Raw genomic sequence first — 16,764 nt, 5'->3', positions numbered from 1 at the left:
ACCCGTCCGGCCATTGCCAGCGGAAGCTTGCCGCCCGCCCGCCCGTTGCCGAGCGAACAGGCATGCGGGGACCGCAAACAGCGCAGCATTCTTGCGCGCCAGCGGCACGGAATCCATAGGGGTTTCACCGAACCGGGCGGGATGCCGCCTCAGCGGCCGAAGCGCGCCTTCAGCAGCAGCGACGCCACCACCACCAGGATCGCGCAGCCCAGCGACAGCCACAGCGCCGCCGCGTCGCCAAAGCGCTCGATGACAAAGGCGTAGAGCATCGGGGCCAGCGCGGCGATGAAGAATCCCGGCGTCACCAGCCGCCCGACGGTGCGGCCATAACTGGCCGGGTCGAACAGCGCCAGCGGCAGGGTTCCGCGCACGATGGTCAGCAGCCCGTTGCCCGCACCGAACAGCAAGGCGAAGGCGATCCCCAACGGGATCGACATGCCCAGCAGCGGCGGCAGGAAGCAGAACGCCACCAGCCCGCTCGCCAGGACGGCCAGGGTGAAGGGTGACAGCCGCCCGCCGAACAGCACCTCGCCCAGCCGGGCCGCCGATTGGCCGACGCCGCGCAGGGTGGACACCCACACCGCCAGCGCCGGGGCCATCCCCAACCCGGCCATCAGCCCGATCATATGGGCCGACAGGCCGGAGTTCAGCAGGCCGTTCAACGCCACGATCAGCGCGTAGAGGATCGCCGCCAATGGGGCCGGGTCGGATGGGCCGCTGCCGGTTGCGTCGCCCGGCTGCGATGTCGGTTCCGGCGCGGGCGCGGGAATGTGGCGGTGGGTGGGAATCCCCAGATGCAGCGGGATGGTCAGCAGCGCGATCCCGGCGTAGACGCACAGCGCCCCGCGCCAGCCCAACGCGTCGGCCAACGCCTGCCCGACCGGCCACAGCACCGACGACGCCAGCCCGCCCAGCAGCGTGATCTGCGCGATGGGGCGGCGGGCGTCGCGCCCACCGATGCGGGCCAGCGCGGCAAAAGCGGCGTCGTACAGCGTCAACCGCATCGCCAGCCCCAGCCCGACCCAGGCGGCGTAATAGCCGATCATCTCGCGCGCGGCCGCCAGACCCAGCAGGCTCGCCGCCATCACCAGCGACCCGGCGACCATCACCGGCCGCCCGCCGCGCTGGTCGATCAGATGGCCGATCCGGCTGGAGGTGAGGCCCTGGACGATCAGCGCGACGGTGAAGCCGCCATGGATCGCCGTCAAACTCTGCCCCAGATCGGCGGCCATCGCCCCGCCGAACACCCCGACCAGATAATAGGAGATGCCCCAGCACAGAAGCTGCGACATCCCCAACCCCACCACCAACCGCCGCGTCACATGGTCCACCGGCCCGCCCGTCCTGTCCGTGCAGCCCCGCCCGGTGCGGGAAGCTTGCGTTGGCGGTCAGGCTAGACCCGGGGCGCGGCTGCGGCAAAACGACTTGTTTTGCGCGGAGTGTTGAGAAAAACTCAATGGATGTCGACCGCCCTGCCGCCCCTGAACGCGCTGCGCGCCTTCGTCGCCGCCGCCCAGCACAGCAATTTCCGCCTCGCGGCGGAGGAGCTGTGCGTCACCCCCGGCGCGATCAGCCGCCAGATCAAATTGCTGGAGGAGCGGATCGGCCATCGCCTGTTCGACCGCTCGCAGCGTCAGGTCCGGCTGACCCCGACCGGTGCCCGCTATTTCGCGCGGGTCGCCAATCTGTTCGAGCAGTTGGCGACGGCGACCGACGCCTTGAACGAGGGCGGCGACCGTCGGGTGCTGCATCTGGATTGCATCCCCACCTTCGCCATGCATTGGCTGTTGCCGCGCCTGCCCGATCTGAAGCGCTGCTGCCCCGATCTGGATCTGTCGCTGTTCACCGCGCCCGACCGCATCGACCAGTCGCGCCGCCTGGATTACGCCATCCGCCGCGATCCCGACCATTTCGGCGGCCTGACCCCGCACCCGCTGATGACCGAACGCAGCGCCCCGGTGTGCAGCCCGCGCCTGCTGGCGGACCGCAGCGGCGATGGCCGGCCCTTTCCCGCCGCGCTGGCCGACACGACGATCATCTCCATCCGCGCCCGGCCCGATCTGTGGCCGCGCTGGTGCGGGGCCAACGGCATGGCGGCGGACGCGCTGGGCAGCCGGTTGGAGGTGGATCACACCTATTTCGCCATCCAGGCGGCCAAGGACGGGTTGGGTGTCGCCCTGATCCCGCTGCTGTTCATCGAACGGTCGTTGGCGATGGGGCGGCTGGTGGTGGTTCCCGGTTGCCCGCCGGTGGTGTCGGGCCGTTACCATCTGTTGGAAAGCCGCCAGCCCGACCGCACTGACGCGCCGGAGTTTCTGGACTGGCTGCGGGCGCAGGCGGAACCGCCGGTCGCGGGAGTGGTTGTGTAAGGGGGCGGTGTGGATGGTCCGGTTGCCACACCGCCGACCGGTCGGGCCTTACGGCACCGTGATCTTACGACACCGTGATCGTGAAGTGCTTGAACACCTCCTTCTTGATCTCCCAGGTGCCGACGAAGTCCTTTTCAACGACGAAGGAGTCGCCCGCCGTCACCGTGACCGGTTCGCCGCCGTCCGGGGTGATGACGATCTCGCCCTCGATCATGTGGACGGTCTCAAGATCGCTGTAAGTGGCGTGATAGGTGCCGGGCGTGGCGCTCCACCAACCCGACAGCGTGGAGCCATCCGCCGATGTGTATTCAACCCACGTCGTCATGGTCGGGTTGCCCGCGACCTTTTTCCAGCCGTCGATGTCGCTGTGGCTGGGTGTCGCGGCCTTGAGGCCGAGTTTCTTGATCGTGTTGGTCATCTGGTGCTCCCTGCTCAAAGACTGCGCGTGCGTCCACGCCGTGCGCGGTGCGCCCGCAGCGCCCCGATGCTGCGCAGGATTGCGTGGGCCATCTCGCCCGTTTGCGACAGGGGAGCGGCGGGATCGGACCCGCCCACCGATTTTGCGCCCGGCTTTGCCCCCGGAAGACACTGGACGGAGCGTGCGGACGGGCGGATCATCCGTTCCACACACTGGAGACGATGGTCATGGCAGCGGCGAGGCGATCCATCGGGCGGCTTGCGGCCCGGCTGTTGGGCTGGGCGTTGCTGGCCATCGCCGCTTTGACCCTCTGGGCGCATCTGGCCCTTGGCAGCGGCAAGGGTGGGGAGGCGTTCGCCATGATGCTGGTGGTGCTGGGGGTGCCGTCCTTCCTGGCGGGGGCGGTGGTGCTGTGGCTGACGCGCGGGCGGCCGACGGGCGGCCCACCAACGGATTGACCCGGCGCGCGGACCACCGCCCTCATCACGGCAGGCTTGCGGCGTTGCGGGCGCTGGCCTACCAAGGGAGCGTTTGCAACCGCCTCCGGGTCCCCTTCATGACGCTGCCCCCGGCCCAGCCCGCTCCGGTTCTGCTGGACGGCGACGCCCGCACCGCCCGCCGTCTGGGCTGGCTGTTCCTGCTGCTGGCCCCGTTGGCCCATGGCGCGCTGACGCTGGCCTTTGGCATGGACGCCAACTGGGATTTGCGCAATTACCATTGGTACAACGGCTATGCGCTGCTGAACGGGCGGATCGATCTGGATCTGCTGCCCGCCCAGATGCCGACCTTCTACAACCCGCTGTTGGACGTGGCGTTCTACGGCTTGGCCTCCGCCTTGCCCGCGCGGGTGGCGGGCTTTGTCTGGGGCACGGTCCAGGGCATCAACCTGTCCCTTCTGTTCCTGTTGGCGCAAGCCTGCCTGCGGGTGAATGTGGCGATGTTGCGCACCGTGGCGGCGATGCTGCTGGCGTTGATGGGCGGCTTGGGCGGCGGCACGCTGGGGCTGCTCGGGACCACCTTTCATGACAATCTGGTCAGCTTGGGGGTGATCGCGGCGCTGGTCGTCGTCGCGCGCGCGTTGCCCCTGCTGAAGACCGGGCGGCTGGTGATGGCCTTTGGCCGGGTTGCGTTCGCTGGCCTCTTCGCCGGGGCGGCCATGGGGCTGAAGAACCCGACGGTCATCTACGCCGTTGGCCTCTGTCTGGCCTTTCTGGCGCTGCCCGCCCACCCGGTGCGGCGGCTGTTCCTGGCCTTTTTCTTCGGGTTGGGCGTGCTGGCCGGTTTGGCGGGGACCGGTGGCTTTTGGATGATCCATCTGTGGCACGATTACGGGAATCCGGTGTTCCCGCACATGAACCATGTCTTCCAGTCACCCTTTGCCGCGATGTCCGACTATGTGAACGCCAGCTTCTTTCCGGCCTCACGGCTGGAACGGTTGCTGTTTCCCTTCACCTTCACCTTTGCCCCGCTGACGGTGGGCGAGGTGCCGTGGTTCGATCTGCGGGCGCTGGCGCTGTTCGTGCTGGTTCCGTTGGCGGCGCTGTCGGCGCTGGCCCTGCGCCGCATCCGCCCGGCGGGCTTTGGTCTGGCCGACGCGGCGGCCACCCGCTTCCTGTTGGTGGCGCTGACCGTCACCTACGCGCTGTGGGTGGTGATGTTCTGCATCTACCGCTACCTCGTGCCGCTGGAGATGCTGGCCCCGCTGGCGCTGGTGATGGCGGTCGGGCTGCTGCCGCTGTCGCGCCGCTGGGCGGTGCGGGTGTCCATCGCCCTGTTGCTGGTGATTCAGGCCACCGTGCAGCCGGCCGATTGGGGGCGCGTGCCCTGGCCCAGCCCGGACGGCCCCGGTCGTTGGGTGACGGCGGAGGTCCCGCCGATCGAGGATCCCCACGCCACCATGGTGCTGATGGGCGGTTACTGGGCGATTTCCCACGTCATCCCGTCCTTCCCGCCGGGCGTGCGCTTTGTCCGCATCCAGTCCAACTTCCTGCAACCGGATTCGGTCGGGAACGGCTATCTGGCGATTCTCAAGGACAAGGTGTCGTCCCATCGCGGCCCCTATCTGATGCTCAGCACCATTCCCGACACCGCCGGGGCGGCCAAGGCGGCCTTGCGCCTGGGTCTGCGGCTGGACCCGGAACGCTGCCGCCCGATCCCCAACAATCTCGGCGAAACGCTGAACCTGTGCGCGGTCGCGCGGGTTGCGGTGGAATAAGCCGTCGCTTTGTGCTGTTTATCCCGTCATTCCCTCTCGCTTGAAGCGTTCCGCACCATGCCCGTCGGCTCCACCGCCTCCGCCACCGCACCCACCGTCGCGGTCCTGATCCCCTGCTACAACGAGGAAGCGGCCATCGGGTCGGTGGTGCGGGATTTCCGCGCGGCGCTGCCCGCCGCCACCATCTATGTCTATGACAACAACTCGTCCGACCGCACCATCGCGGTGGCGCGCGCCGCTGGGGCGGTCGTGCGCAGCGAGCCGTTGCAGGGCAAGGGCAACGTGATGCGCCGGATGTTCTCCGACATCGAGGCCGACGTCTATGTGCTGGTCGATGGCGACGACACCTATCACGCGGCGTCGGCACCGGAGATGGTGAAAACGCTGTGGGACCAGCAGCTTGACATGGTCAACGGCGCGCGCGTGACCGAGATCGTCGCCGCCTACCGCCCCGGCCACCGGCTGGGCAATCTGGTGCTGACCGGCATGGTCGCCAACATCTTCGGCAAGCGCATCGGCGACATGCTGTCGGGCTACCGCGTCTTTTCCCGCCGCTTCATCAAATCCTTCCCGGCGCTGGCCAGCGGCTTTGAAACCGAAACGGAACTGACCGTCCACGCGCTGGAACTGCGCATGCCGATCGCCGAGGTCAAGACCCCCTACAAGGACCGTCCGCCCGGATCGCACAGCAAGCTGAACACCATCCGCGACGGCATCCGCATCCTGAAGACCATCATCATCCTGGTGAAGGAGGAGCGGCCGATTCCCTTCTTCGTCGGCATCTTCGCCTTGCTGGCCCTGCTGTCGTTGGGTCTGGCCTGGCCGGTGATGATGACCTACGCGCAAACCGGGCTGGTCCCGCGCCTGCCCACGGCCGTGCTGTCCACCGGGTTGATGCTGGTGGCCTTCCTCAGCCTGACCTGCGGCCTGATCCTGGACACCGTCACGCTGGGGCGGCGGGAGGCCAAGCGGATGCGCTACCTGTCGATTCCGGCCCCTGGCGATCATCCGGCGCTGGCCGCCGACCGACGGGGCGAGCGGTCGTGATCCCCGCGCTGCTGAACAGCCGCCTGGGGCGTCTGGGCATCCAGTTTGCCAAGTTCGGCGTCGTCGGCGTGATCGGTCTGGTGGTGGACACGGCGGTGCTCTACGCCGGGTTGGCGCTGGGGCTGGAGTTCTTCGCCGCCCGCATCCCGTCCTTCTTCGCCGCCGCGACGGCGACCTGGGCCTTGAACCGTGCCTTCACCTTCAAGGACGCGGGGCGGGGCGGGTCGTTGCTGCGGCAATGGGCAAAGTTCCTCGCCGCCAACGCCTTTGGCGGGGTGGTGAATTACGGCGTGTCGGTGGGGCTGGAGGCCGGGGTGGAACTGGTCGCCGCCCATCCCGTCCTGGCCGTGGCCGCCGGGTCCATCGCGGGCATGTTCTTCAACTTCGCCGCCTCCAAGCATCTGGTGTTCAAGGCGTCCTGAGCGGGGCGGCGGGCGTTCACCGCGCTCCGTTCATCGCCATGCCGTTCACCGCCGGGGCTTGACCAGGAACCACATGCCGATTCCCGACGCGACGATCAGCGCCATCACCCACCAAAAGGCGGTTTCATGGCCGCTGACGCCGGGCAACCCGGCAACGTTCATGCCGAAAATGCCGGAGATCAGCGTCATCGGCGCGAACACCACCGTCACCCAGGACAGCAGGAAGAGGTTGCGGTTCTGCTCCTCCGCCATGCGGGCAGACAATTCGTCCTGCAGGACCTTCGTGCGGTCCTGCAGGGCTTCGATGTCATAGAGCACATCGCCCAGCTTGCCGGTGGCGTTCTGCATCCGGGCCATCGCGTCCTCGTCCGCCCAGGGCAGGTTGCTGTGGCTGACCCGGCCCAACGCCTGGCGCTGGGGGGCGACGTGGCGGCGCAGATGGACCACCATGCGGCGGACCTGCCCCAGCGTGGCCCGTCCGGTCTGGAACCGCTCGGCCAGAATGGCGTCTTCCGTCCGGTCCACCTCGTCGGCCAGCGTGTGGGTGACGCTGTCGAGCGTGTCGGACAGATACTCGACCAGATCGGCCAGCAACTCCACCGTGCTGTCGAACTGTTGCCCGTCGTCCAGCGCCCGGCGCAGGCGGTCGGTGGCCTTCAGCGGGTGGCGGCGGCAACTGATGAGGTGGCGGGCGTTGACGAACAGCCGCAGGGTCCCGATGTCGGTCGGCTCGTATTTCAGATCGTAATGGATGTCGCTCAACACGGTCAGCAGGCCGTCATCGACGCTTTCCACGCGGGTGCGGGTGTCCTTGCCCTCCAACAGCACCTCGCGCACAAACTCGTCCAACCATTCCTGACCGGCGATCCAATGGCGCGCCCGTTGGGAGGACAGGTTGAAATGCAGCCACAGCAGCCCGTCCGTCCGCGCCAGCATCTCCGGCACATCGGCCATGCGGATCGGTGTGGCCCGGCCGTTGACCGGGATGTGATAGCCGCAGATCAGGTCCACGTCGTTGGATTCAAAAGACGACACGCCAAAGGCTCCTGCGGGCGGGGAGGGGGGAGAGGCGCGTCATTATCGGTGGGCTGTGTGACGGTTTTGCGATTGGCGGGCCGGGGGATGGCCGACATCGCGTTTCGGCATGGGTGGGGTGGGGTGCGGGCGGGGTTGCCGCTGTGGACTTTGGCCCGCCGCTCGCCCTATATACGGTGCTATGACGCGCGAATTCCTGAAGATGCACGGGCTTGGCAACGACTTTGTCGTGATCGACGCCCGCCACACGCCCTACCAGCCCAGCGAGGCCGAGGTGCGGGCGATCGCCAACCGTCGCACCGGGGTTGGCTGTGACCAGTTCATCGTTCTGGAAAAATCCGACGCGCCCGGGGTCAGCGCCTTCATGCGCATCCGCAACGCCGATGGCGGCGAGGTCGGAGCCTGCGGCAACGCGTCCCGCTGCATCGGCTGGTTGCTGATGGAGGAAAGCGGGGCGGACGCCGTGTCCTTCCAGACCGCCGCCGGGGTGTTGCACGCCAGCCGCGCCGACCAGGGGCGGATCACCGTCGATATGGGACCGGCCCGCCTGGAGTGGGACGCGATCCCGCTGGCCGCCCCCGCCGACACCCTGCGGGTGGACGCGGTGGAGCACGCCGGGTACAGCGCCCCCGTCGCCGTCAACATGGGCAACCCGCACGCCGTTTTTCTGGTGGACGATGTGAGTGCGGTCCCGTTGGCGGACATCGGGTCGGCGCTGGAGCATCACGCCGCCTTCCCCGAACGCGCCAACATTGAATTCGCGCAAGTCCTGTCGCCCACCCAAATCCGCATGCGGGTGTGGGAACGGGGCGCGGGCGTCACCCAGGCTTGCGGCAGCGGGGCCTGCGCCACCCAGGTGGCGGCGGTGCGCCGGGGCCTGACCGAACGCAAGGCCGACGTCATCCTGGACGGCGGAACCCTGACCATCGAATGGACGCCCGACAACCGCGTGCTGATGACCGGCCCCATCGCCGTGAGCTTCCGGGGGCGGCTGTCGGCGGAGCTGGTTGGGCCAGGCGACCGCGTCGATGCCTGAGCTGTGCCGGTTTTTCGGTATCATCATCGCCATGTACTACAACGACCACGCCCCGCCGCATTTCCACGCGCGGTATGGCCAACAAAAGGCCGCCATCGACATCGAGACTCTCGGGGTGATCGAGGGGGAACTGTCGCCGCGCGCGATGGGGCTGGTGTCGGAATGGGCCGCAAGGCATAAGGAAGAGCTTCGGGCGGACTGGGAATTGGCGCGTGCGCACGCCACCTTGAAGCCGATTGCTCCGTTGGAATGAGCCGATGCTGAAGGACATCATTGCCGTGCAGCCGCTGGACGGCCATCGCTTGCGACTCCGGTTCGAGGACGGGGCCGAAGGAGCGGTGGATGTTGCGTCGATGGTGGACTTCACCGGCGTGTTCGCCCCGCTGCGCGACCCGGACGTCTTCACCGCCGTTCGGGTCGATGCGGATTTGGGAACCATCGTCTGGCCGAACGGGGCCGATCTCGACCCGGTGGTGCTGTACGCCGCCGTGACCGGCGCGCCGTTGCCGACCGCGAGGGGAAACGCACATGCCCGCTGATGCTGCGCCCGACAGCGCTCCTCCGCCGACCGAGGCGCGCGATCCGGAGATCGTCACCTTCGGGTGCCGTCTGAACAGCTATGAGTCCGAGGTGATGCGCACCCACGCCCGCAACGCCGGGTTGGAGGATGTGGTCATCGTCAACACCTGCGCGGTGACGTCGGAGGCGGAGCGGCAGGCCCGCCAGACCATCCGCAAGCTGCGGCGGGAACGGCCCGGTGCCCGCATCGTCGTGACCGGCTGTGCGGCCCAGATCGACCCCAAGCGCTTTGCCGCCATGCCAGAGGTCGATCAGGTCATCGGCAATCAGGAAAAGCTGCAGGCCGAAAGCTGGGGGCTGCCGCCGACCGAAAAGGTGCTGGTCAACGACATCATGTCGGTGAAGGAGACCGCCGGTCATCTCATCGGCGGGTTCGAGGATCGCGCCCGCGCCTTTGTCCAGGTGCAGCAGGGCTGCGACCACCGTTGCACCTTCTGCATCATCCCCTTCGGTCGTGGCCCCTCGCGCTCCGTTCCCATTGGCGCGGTGGTGGAGCAGGTCCAGGCGCTGGTCCGCGCGGGCTACAACGAGGTGGTGTTGTCGGGCGTGGACATCACCAGCTACGGCCCCGATCTGCCGGGGGCGCCGACGCTGGGGCAGATGGTCCGCCGCCTTCTGGCCTGCGTGCCGGAGCTGCCGCGTCTGCGCCTGTCCTCGCTCGACTGCATCGAGATGGACGAGGATCTGTGGCGCCTGATCGAGCAGGAACCGCGCCTGATGCCGCACCTGCACCTGTCGCTCCAGGCGGGCGACGACATGATCCTGAAGCGGATGAAGCGCCGCCACAGCCGGGCCGACGCCGTCGCCTTTTGCGAGCGCGTGCGCCGTCTGCGGCCCGACGCCGTGTTCGGGGCCGATTTCATCGCCGGTTTCCCGACGGAGACCGAGGAGATGTTCGCCAACACCCTGAAGATGGTCGAGGATTGTGGCCTGACCTGGCTGCACGTCTTCCCCTTCAGCCCGCGCCCCGGCACGCCCGCCGCGCGGATGCCACAGATCGACGGTGGGGTGCGCAAGGAGCGCGCCGCCCGCCTGCGCGCCGTGGGCGCGCAAGCGGAGGCGCGCACGCTGGCGTCGCTGGTCGGGCGCACCGCGTCGGTCCTGATCGAAAAGGACGATCTGGGCCGCACCGAACATTTTGCTGAAATCCGTCTGGGCGTCACCCTTCCCCCCGGATCGGTGGTGCGCGCCACCATCACCGGCGTGGCCGATGGCGCGCTGACCGGCACCCTTTTGTAAAAGCGGACATCCCATGATTTTGCGCTGGTTCGGCCGCAAGAAGCCCGAAGACGACGCCCGCAAGCCCGAAACGCCGGACCGGTCGGATCAATCCGCCTTGCCGCAAGCCGCGCCAGCGGTTGCCGACGACGCGGCGACCACGGCGGAGGTGGCGGCTTCCGAAGCGAAGGTTGTTTCGGAAGCGGAACCAACGTCCGTTGCGTTTTCGCACCCAATCGACACCGTTCCGGCTCCGCAACCAACCGCCAACGTCGCGGTGGCCGAACCGATCATCGACGAACCGCCGCCGACCAAGAAGGGCTGGTTCTTCCGTCTGAAGGAAGGGCTGGCGAAATCCTCCTCCAAGCTGACGGAGGGGATTTCCGGCATCTTCACCAAGCGCAAGCTGGACGACGCCGCGCTGGAGGAGTTGGAGGAGCTGCTCATCACCGCCGACCTTGGCCCGACCACGGCGGCCAAGGTGACGGCGGAGCTGGCCCGCACCCGCTTCGGCAAGGAGGTGACGGCGGAGGAGGTCAAGGGCTTCCTGGCCGCCGAAATCGCCAAGACCATCAGCCCGATCGCCCAGCCTTTGGTCATCGACCCGGCGCGCAAGCCCCACGTCATCCTGCTGGTCGGCGTCAACGGGACCGGCAAGACCACGACCATCGGCAAGCTCGCCCGCCAGTTCCGGGCGGAGGGCAAAAGCGTGATGCTGGCGGCGGGTGACACCTTCCGCGCCGCCGCTGTCAGCCAATTGAAGATTTGGGGCGAGCGCACCGGCTGCGAGGTGATCGCGCGCGACACCGGGGCCGACGCCGCCGGTCTGGCCTTTGACGCGGTGGAGCGCGCGCGGGCGCAAGGGGTGGATGTGCTGCTGATCGACACCGCCGGGCGTTTGCAGAACAAGGCCGGGCTGATGGACGAGCTGCGCAAGATCGTCCGCGTCATCAAGAAGGTGGACGAGAGCGCGCCGCACACCACCCTGTTGACGCTGGACGCCACCACCGGCCAGAACGCCCACAGCCAGGTCGAGATTTTCCGCGACATGGTGAACGTCAACGGCCTGATCCTGACCAAGCTGGACGGCTCGGCGCGTGGCGGCGTGCTGGTCGCGCTGGCCGAAAAATTCAAGCTGCCGGTCCACGCCATTGGCGTGGGCGAGGGCGTCTATGACCTGCGCCCCTTCGACGCCGACGCCTTCGCCAAATCGCTGATGGGGCTGAACGCCGACTGACCTCCGGCCCCACCACTCCGTCCGTCCGCTTTACCCCTGGGCGTTGCCTTCCAACGCCGCGATGGCGTCGCTGAGCGCGACCAGACGGCGCGCGTTTTCGACGTGCAGGTTTTCCACCAGCTTGCCATCGACCAGCACCACGCCCTTGCCCTGCGCGGCGGCTTCGGCGTGGGCGGCGATCAGGCGATGCGCCTGGGCGATCTCCTCGGCGTCGGGGCCGAACACGGCGTTGCAGGCGGCGATGGTCTTGGGGTGGATCAGCGTCTTGCCGTCAAAGCCCAGCTCGCGCCCCTGGCGGCAGGACTGGGCAAAGCCCTCCTCGTCGTTCAGATCCAGATGCACCCCGTCCAGCACCGCCAGACCATAGGCGCGGGCGGCCAGCAGGCACAGGCCAAGGCTGGTCAGCATCGGCAGCCGGTCGCGCGTGTGGGCGGCGTGCAGGTCCTTGGCCAGATCGGACGTGCCGAGCACCAGCGCGCCCAGCGTGGGCGAGGCCCCGGCGATCTCCTTGGCGTTCAGCATCCCCAGCGGCGTTTCCATCATGCACCACAGGCGCAGGCTGTCCGGCGCGCCAGCGGCGCGCAGCAGCGATTCGGCCTGCCGCACCGCGTCGGCGCTTTCCACCTTGGGCAACAGCACGGCGTCGGCCCCACTGGTGGCGGCCATGCGCAGATCGTCATAACCCCAGGGCGTGTTCAGCCCGTTGGTGCGGATCACCAGCTCTCGCCCGCCATAGCCACCGGCGGCGATGGCCTGGGCGATGGTGTCGCGGGCCTGCGCCTTGGCGTCCGGGGCCACGGCGTCCTCCAAATCCAGGATCAGGCCGTCGGCGGGCAGGCTGCGCCCCTTGTCCAGCGCGCGGGCGTTGGACCCCGGCATGTAAAGGACGCTGCGGCGCGGGCGGACGGTCATGGCCATGGTGCGATTCCCCGGAAGGCGACGGAAGGTTTGCGGTGCGGCAGAATGATCCGCAGCCCCCACCGCTGTCCATGCCGCCATAGGCCCGACCGGCGCGGCGGCATGGCAGCCATGCGCGATCTGGCCCATCCCCTCAACCCGATCATGGGTTTACCGGGCGCGGAGGGTCGCATAGGCTTTTGCCCATGAAGACCGTCCTTTCGATCCAATCGCACGTCGCTTACGGCTATGTCGGCAACCGGGCTGCGGTGTTTCCGTTGCAGCGGTTGGGAATCGACGCCGTCGCGGTGAACACCGTCCAGTTTTCCAACCACACCGGCTATGGCGCGTGGACCGGGCAGGTCTTCACCGCCGAACACATCGCCGAGATTGTGGACGGCATCGCCGCGCGCGAGGTTCTGCCCCGCTGCGACGCCGTGCTGTCCGGCTATATGGGCGATGTCGGGCTGGGCCGGGTGATCGTGGACACGGCCGCCCGCGTCAAGGCCGCCAACCCGCAGGCGATCTATTGCTGCGACCCGGTGATGGGCGATGTCGGGCGCGGCTTCTTCGTGCGGCCCGGTCTGCCGGACTTCATCAAGACCCACGCGGTTCCCGCCGCCGATCTGCTGACGCCCAACCAGTTCGAGCTGGAGTTTCTGGCCGACCGCCCCATCGCCACGCTGGACGACGCGCTGGCGGCGACGGCAGCCCTGCGCGCGCGCGGCCCGCGTCTGGTGCTGGTGACGAGTCTGACCCGCCGCGACGCCGCCGCCGACCGCATCGAAATGCTGGTGGACGACGCCGATGGCGCGTGGCTGGTGGAGACGCCGCGTCTGGCGCTGGAACCGCCGCCGAACGGATCGGGTGACGCGGTGGCCGCGCTGTTCCTGGCCCATTACCTGAAGGGTTTCGACCCGCGCGAGGCGTTGGAGCAGGCGGCGGCGGCGATCTACGCCATCTTTGACGTCACCGGGCGGATGGGCACGCGCGAGTTGCAGTTGATCGCCGCGCAGGACGCCTTTGTGAACCCGCCCCAGCGCTTCACCGCCACGCGGGTGCGCTGACCACCTCGCCGCGATTGAGCTTTGGCGGGGTGGATCAGGGTGCGCCGTGCGGTGCGCCCGTGCGGCTGTGGCCGCTGCGCGTGACGCCGGGCGGCAGCAGGCGTGTGGCGGGCAGATGCACCGTCATCGTCGTGCCGCCGCCGACCACGCTGCGGCAGGTCAGCGAGCCGCCGTGCAGATCCAACAGATTCTTGGCGATGGACAGGCCCAGCCCGGTTCCTTCGTAACGCCGGTTGGCGCTGTTTTCCGCTTGGCGGAAGGCCTGGAACAGGTCGTCCATGAACTCCGCCGGGATGCCGATGCCGGTGTCGCGCACGCTTAACGAAAAACCGCCGTCCCGGTCGGGACCGGCGGTGATGGTGACGCTGCCGCCCGATGGGGTGAATTTCACGGCGTTGGACAGCAGGTTCAGGATCACCTGTTTGAAGGCGCGCCGGTCCACCCACAGGGTGGCGATGGCGGCGGCGGCCTCGTTGCGCAGGGCCACACCGTTGGCGTTGGCGCGGTCGCGCACCATCATCAGGCATTGGGCGATGGCCTCATGCGCCTCCACCGCCTCCTCCTGCACCTCGTAATGGCCCGATTCCAGCTTGGACATGTCGAGCACGGCGTTGACGATGGACAGCAGATGCGCCCCGCTGTCGTGGATGTCCTGCACGCAGCTTTTTTGCCGGGCGTTCAGCACCCCGAAAAAGTCGCTGCTCAGGATTTCGGCAAAACCGATGATGGCGTTGAGCGGTGTGCGCAACTCGTGGCTCATGTTGGCGAGGAACTCGCTCTTGGCCCGGTTGGCCAACTCGGCTTGTGTTTTGGAGGCGATGAGTTCGGCCTCCTGCTTTTTCCGCCGGGTCATGTCGCGGATCACGCCGACGAAGACGTGCGGAGCGGTTCGGGCCTCGTCGGGTTGGTCGATCACGTGCAGGTCGCTGACCATGAAGCCGATGGGAAAGGCCCGGCCATCGGGCCGCAGCGCGGTCAGGTCATGGTCGTTGGCGCTGATGACGCCATCGGGAATCAGCGCGTTGATCGATTGCCCGACCATGTCGCGCGCCGCCGCGCCAAACATGCGCTCCGCCGCCCGGTTGAAGGTGAGGATGCGGCCATCGGCGTCGAAGGTGACGACGGCGTCGAGCATCGAATCGAGAATTCCGCGAATCCGGCGGGACGCGGCGGCCAATTGCGCCTGATCCTCCTCAAGCCGCGCGTGCTGGCGGACGACGAAGGCGGTGAGCAGGGCGATGGCGATGGTCATCACCACCCCGATCGCGGCCCAGGCGGCGGTGTCTCGCCGCCAGTCGGTCAGGGCGTCGGCGCGCGGCAGGGTGGCGGCGACGAGGTAGGGATGCCCCTCCACCCGCCGCAGGCTGACCAGGCTGTCCTGCCCGTCCGGGGCCAACGCCCGCAGGCCGATCTCCTCCCGATCCGCCAGCGCGTCGCGCAGGGTGGGCCAGTCGGCGAAGGTGGGCGGTGCGGCCTTGCGGTCCGGCCGTTCCAGCAGGATGGTTCCGTCGTGGCGCAGCAGCAGCGCGCGGCCCGGACCGCCGTCGCGCGCCTGATCCAGCCGCGCCGCCAGCCCGTCCAGATTGCCCAACCGTCGGTCGGGGGTGCTGAGGACGCGCGCGGTGTGCTGTTCCAGCAGCCGGGCCAGATCGCGGGTGGCCCGCGCGCCCGCGTCCAGCGATTCCCCGTAGCGCTGGAAAATGCCGTATCCGATCAAGCCGTTGACAACCAGGATGAAGGCCAGACCGGAGGCGAGCATCAGGAAGCGCACCGACGCCAAAGCGCCCCCCAGCACCGGCGGTCGGCGGGTCGGGGGCGGGGGCAGGGCGGGCGATGCAGACTCGTCCATGATGGCGGTGTGTTCGGTGGGCGGCGGGCAGGGTGCGTCCTGATTAAAGAAGCCGACCTTGTAAAGAAAGCTTAACCGTGTCGCAGGGGGGGCCGCAGGGCGCGCGCGCATGGGTGCCGTGGCGACAGCGGCGTTGCTCCGCAGCATGGCATCGGCTAGGACAAACGCCGTCCTCCGTCCAGCCCCCGGCGATGCCCCCCATGACCGAAGGTCCGCTTTCGCTGTACCGCGCCCGTCGCGGAACCGGCACCCTCCGCCCCGATCCCGATCAGGAGCTGGCGGCCGAGAAGTTCCAAAGCCTCTATCACGCCCTGAAGGGCTACCAGCCGCAGGCGGCGGGGGAGGCCAAGGCGGCGGGCGGTGGCTGGCTGGAGCGTTTCGGTCTGGGCCGCCGCCGCGCCACGCCGTCGCCGGAGGTGGCGACCACCGCGCCGCAGGGGCTGTATCTCTATGGCGGGGTCGGGCGCGGCAAATCCATGCTGATGGATCTGTTCTTCGACAGCGCCCCGGTGGACCGCAAGCGCCGCGTGCATTTCCACGAATTCATGCTTGAGGTGCACCAGCGCATTCACGACCACCGCCAATCGGGCAAGGTCAAGGCGGGCGGGGCCGACGACAGCCTGCCCGAACTGGCCCGCGCCCTGGCGGGCGAAGCGTGGCTGCTGTGCTTTGACGAATTCCACGTCACCAACGTCGTCGACGCGATGATCCTGGGGCGGTTGTTCACCCACCTGTTCGAACTGGGCGTGGTGGTGGTCGCGACCTCGAACTGGCCGCCCGACATGCTCTACAAGGACGGCTTGCAGCGCGATCTGTTCCTGCCCTTCATCGCGCTGCTGAAGGACAAGCTCGACGTTCTGTCGCTCGACGGGCCGACCGATTACCGGCTGGACCGGCTGAAGGGTCAACCGATCTACCATCACCCGCTGGGGGCGGCGGCGGACCGGGCGATGGCCGACACTTTCGCCACCCTGACCGGCGGGGCGACGCCGGACCCCACCCATTTGACGGTGCAGGGCCGCCGGGTGGAGATCGCGCGGGCGGCCAAGGGCGTGGCCTGGGTCGGTTTCCAGGACATGTGCGGCAAGCCGCTGGGGGCGGCGGACTATCTGGCCATCGCCACCCATTTCCACACGCTGCTGATCGACGGCGTGCCGACGATGAAGGACGAGATGCGCAACGAGGCCAAGCGCTTCATGACGCTGATCGACGCGCTGTACGAGCACCGGGTCAACCTGATGATCGCCGCCGAAGGCCCGCCGGAGCGCCTGTATCCCGAAGGGACCCACGCCTTCGAGTTCGAACGCACGGTCAGCCGCCTGATGGAGATGCAGGCCGAGGATTACCTGAAAAGCCCGCATCTGGCGTGAACCAA

At 68.3% G+C, this 16,764-nt stretch carries 17 protein-coding genes; 12 read left to right on the top strand and 5 right to left on the bottom strand.

The features are described 5' to 3' along the window. Positions 1 to 149: 149 nt before the first annotated feature. The gene (locus EJ903_RS21815) at positions 150 to 1,331 is read right to left on the bottom strand and encodes an MFS transporter (RefSeq protein ID WP_210211504.1); all 1,182 of its coding nucleotides are present in this window, start codon (positions 1,329 to 1,331) and stop codon (positions 150 to 152) included. Between the two features lie 129 nt (positions 1,332 to 1,460). Between EJ903_RS21815 and EJ903_RS21810 the strand changes: the two genes are divergently transcribed. Next, positions 1,461 to 2,369, top strand: a complete 909-nt coding sequence (locus EJ903_RS21810; RefSeq protein WP_126619436.1) for a LysR substrate-binding domain-containing protein — start codon at positions 1,461 to 1,463, stop codon at positions 2,367 to 2,369. Between the two features lie 64 nt (positions 2,370 to 2,433). On the opposite strand, the gene EJ903_RS21805 is transcribed toward EJ903_RS21810, so the two are convergent. Next, positions 2,434 to 2,787 carry a cupin domain-containing protein gene (locus EJ903_RS21805; protein WP_126619434.1) on the bottom strand — a complete coding sequence of 118 codons (354 nt, stop codon included), beginning with the start codon at positions 2,785 to 2,787 and terminating at the stop codon, positions 2,434 to 2,436. A gap of 227 nt (positions 2,788 to 3,014) precedes the next feature. Between EJ903_RS21805 and EJ903_RS21800 the strand changes: the two genes are divergently transcribed. From EJ903_RS21800 to EJ903_RS21785, 4 genes are all read left to right on the top strand, one after another. Further along, the gene (locus tag EJ903_RS21800) at positions 3,015 to 3,245 is read left to right on the top strand and encodes a hypothetical protein (RefSeq protein ID WP_126619432.1); all 231 of its coding nucleotides are present in this window, start codon (positions 3,015 to 3,017) and stop codon (positions 3,243 to 3,245) included. 98 nt (positions 3,246 to 3,343) lie between these two features. After that, positions 3,344 to 5,002, top strand: a complete 1,659-nt coding sequence (locus tag EJ903_RS21795) for a hypothetical protein (protein ID WP_246015833.1) — start codon at positions 3,344 to 3,346, stop codon at positions 5,000 to 5,002. Positions 5,003 to 5,059: 57 nt separating this feature from the next. Continuing rightward, a complete protein-coding gene (locus tag EJ903_RS21790) occupies positions 5,060 to 6,049 on the top strand; it encodes a glycosyltransferase family 2 protein (protein WP_126619430.1) in 990 nt (329 codons plus the stop codon). Then, complete coding sequence (locus tag EJ903_RS21785) at positions 6,046 to 6,471, top strand: GtrA family protein (protein WP_126619428.1); 426 nt, start codon at positions 6,046 to 6,048, stop codon at positions 6,469 to 6,471. The genes EJ903_RS21790 and EJ903_RS21785 overlap by 4 nt, the downstream gene beginning before the upstream one ends. Positions 6,472 to 6,516: 45 nt before the next feature. On the opposite strand, the gene EJ903_RS21780 is transcribed toward EJ903_RS21785, so the two are convergent. Continuing rightward, positions 6,517 to 7,506 (bottom strand): CorA family divalent cation transporter, encoded by a 990-nt coding sequence (locus EJ903_RS21780; protein ID WP_126619426.1) that lies wholly within the window; start codon positions 7,504 to 7,506, stop codon positions 6,517 to 6,519. 181 nt (positions 7,507 to 7,687) lie between these two features. Here EJ903_RS21780 and dapF point away from each other — a divergent pair, with 181 nt between their 5' ends. The 5 genes from dapF to ftsY are packed head-to-tail and all read left to right on the top strand — an operon-like array spanning position 7,688 to position 11,576. Then, the gene (gene dapF, locus EJ903_RS21775) at positions 7,688 to 8,542 is read left to right on the top strand and encodes a diaminopimelate epimerase (protein ID WP_126619424.1); all 855 of its coding nucleotides are present in this window, start codon (positions 7,688 to 7,690) and stop codon (positions 8,540 to 8,542) included. Then, the gene (locus EJ903_RS21770) at positions 8,535 to 8,795 is read left to right on the top strand and encodes a DUF4160 domain-containing protein (RefSeq protein WP_126619422.1); all 261 of its coding nucleotides are present in this window, start codon (positions 8,535 to 8,537) and stop codon (positions 8,793 to 8,795) included. Before dapF ends, EJ903_RS21770 begins: the two co-directional genes overlap by 8 nt. A gap of 4 nt (positions 8,796 to 8,799) precedes the next feature. After that, positions 8,800 to 9,081, top strand: a complete 282-nt coding sequence (locus EJ903_RS21765) for a DUF2442 domain-containing protein (RefSeq protein ID WP_126619420.1) — start codon at positions 8,800 to 8,802, stop codon at positions 9,079 to 9,081. Next, the gene (gene mtaB, locus EJ903_RS21760) at positions 9,071 to 10,360 is read left to right on the top strand and encodes a tRNA (N(6)-L-threonylcarbamoyladenosine(37)-C(2))-methylthiotransferase MtaB (protein ID WP_126619418.1); all 1,290 of its coding nucleotides are present in this window, start codon (positions 9,071 to 9,073) and stop codon (positions 10,358 to 10,360) included. The genes EJ903_RS21765 and mtaB overlap by 11 nt, the downstream gene beginning before the upstream one ends. Positions 10,361 to 10,373: 13 nt before the next feature. Continuing rightward, the gene (ftsY, locus tag EJ903_RS21755; protein ID WP_126619416.1) at positions 10,374 to 11,576 is read left to right on the top strand and encodes a signal recognition particle-docking protein FtsY; all 1,203 of its coding nucleotides are present in this window, start codon (positions 10,374 to 10,376) and stop codon (positions 11,574 to 11,576) included. A gap of 30 nt (positions 11,577 to 11,606) precedes the next feature. On the opposite strand, the gene EJ903_RS21750 is transcribed toward ftsY, so the two are convergent. Continuing rightward, entirely contained in the window at positions 11,607 to 12,494 is an 888-nt protein-coding gene (locus EJ903_RS21750; protein WP_126619414.1) for an HpcH/HpaI aldolase/citrate lyase family protein, read from the bottom strand. 185 nt (positions 12,495 to 12,679) lie between these two features. On the opposite strand from EJ903_RS21750, the gene pdxY reads away from it, so the two are divergent. Continuing rightward, the gene (gene pdxY, locus EJ903_RS21745) at positions 12,680 to 13,540 is read left to right on the top strand and encodes a pyridoxal kinase PdxY (RefSeq protein WP_126619412.1); all 861 of its coding nucleotides are present in this window, start codon (positions 12,680 to 12,682) and stop codon (positions 13,538 to 13,540) included. A 34-nt stretch (positions 13,541 to 13,574) separates the two neighbouring features. Here the strand turns inward: pdxY and EJ903_RS21740 are convergent, their stop codons facing one another. Beyond that, positions 13,575 to 15,389 (bottom strand): sensor histidine kinase, encoded by a 1,815-nt coding sequence (locus EJ903_RS21740; protein ID WP_126619410.1) that lies wholly within the window; start codon positions 15,387 to 15,389, stop codon positions 13,575 to 13,577. Between the two features lie 200 nt (positions 15,390 to 15,589). On the opposite strand from EJ903_RS21740, the gene zapE reads away from it, so the two are divergent. Beyond that, positions 15,590 to 16,759: a cell division protein ZapE gene (zapE, locus tag EJ903_RS21735; protein WP_126619408.1), complete on the top strand. Its 1,170-nt coding sequence runs from the start codon at positions 15,590 to 15,592 to the stop codon at positions 16,757 to 16,759. Positions 16,760 to 16,764: the final 5 nt, after the last annotated feature.

Origin of the sequence: Azospirillum griseum, from assembly GCF_003966125.1 — a bacterium.
GTDB classification, from domain to species: domain Bacteria; phylum Pseudomonadota; class Alphaproteobacteria; order Azospirillales; family Azospirillaceae; genus Azospirillum; species Azospirillum griseum.
This window is presented reverse-complemented; position numbering and strand designations above follow the sequence as displayed.

Bases quoted from the DNA above. Each gene is read 5' to 3' on its own strand.
- EJ903_RS21810 (WP_126619436.1), top strand. From the start codon at position 1,461: ATGTCGACCGCCCTGCCGCCCCTGAACGCGCTGCGCGCCTTCGTCGCC.
- EJ903_RS21805 (WP_126619434.1), bottom strand. From the start codon at position 2,787: ATGACCAACACGATCAAGAAACTCGGCCTCAAGGCCGCGACACCCAGC.
- EJ903_RS21800 (WP_126619432.1), top strand. From the start codon at position 3,015: ATGGCAGCGGCGAGGCGATCCATCGGGCGGCTTGCGGCCCGGCTGTTG.
- EJ903_RS21795 (WP_246015833.1), top strand. From the start codon at position 3,344: ATGACGCTGCCCCCGGCCCAGCCCGCTCCGGTTCTGCTGGACGGCGAC.
- EJ903_RS21790 (WP_126619430.1), top strand. From the start codon at position 5,060: ATGCCCGTCGGCTCCACCGCCTCCGCCACCGCACCCACCGTCGCGGTC.
- dapF (WP_126619424.1), top strand. From the start codon at position 7,688: ATGACGCGCGAATTCCTGAAGATGCACGGGCTTGGCAACGACTTTGTC.
- EJ903_RS21770 (WP_126619422.1), top strand. From the start codon at position 8,535: ATGCCTGAGCTGTGCCGGTTTTTCGGTATCATCATCGCCATGTACTAC.
- EJ903_RS21765 (WP_126619420.1), top strand. From the start codon at position 8,800: ATGCTGAAGGACATCATTGCCGTGCAGCCGCTGGACGGCCATCGCTTG.
- mtaB (WP_126619418.1), top strand. From the start codon at position 9,071: ATGCCCGCTGATGCTGCGCCCGACAGCGCTCCTCCGCCGACCGAGGCG.
- ftsY (WP_126619416.1), top strand. From the start codon at position 10,374: ATGATTTTGCGCTGGTTCGGCCGCAAGAAGCCCGAAGACGACGCCCGC.
- EJ903_RS21750 (WP_126619414.1), bottom strand. From the start codon at position 12,494: ATGGCCATGACCGTCCGCCCGCGCCGCAGCGTCCTTTACATGCCGGGG.
- pdxY (WP_126619412.1), top strand. From the start codon at position 12,680: ATGAAGACCGTCCTTTCGATCCAATCGCACGTCGCTTACGGCTATGTC.
- EJ903_RS21740 (WP_126619410.1), bottom strand. From the start codon at position 15,389: ATGGACGAGTCTGCATCGCCCGCCCTGCCCCCGCCCCCGACCCGCCGA.
- zapE (WP_126619408.1), top strand. From the start codon at position 15,590: ATGACCGAAGGTCCGCTTTCGCTGTACCGCGCCCGTCGCGGAACCGGC.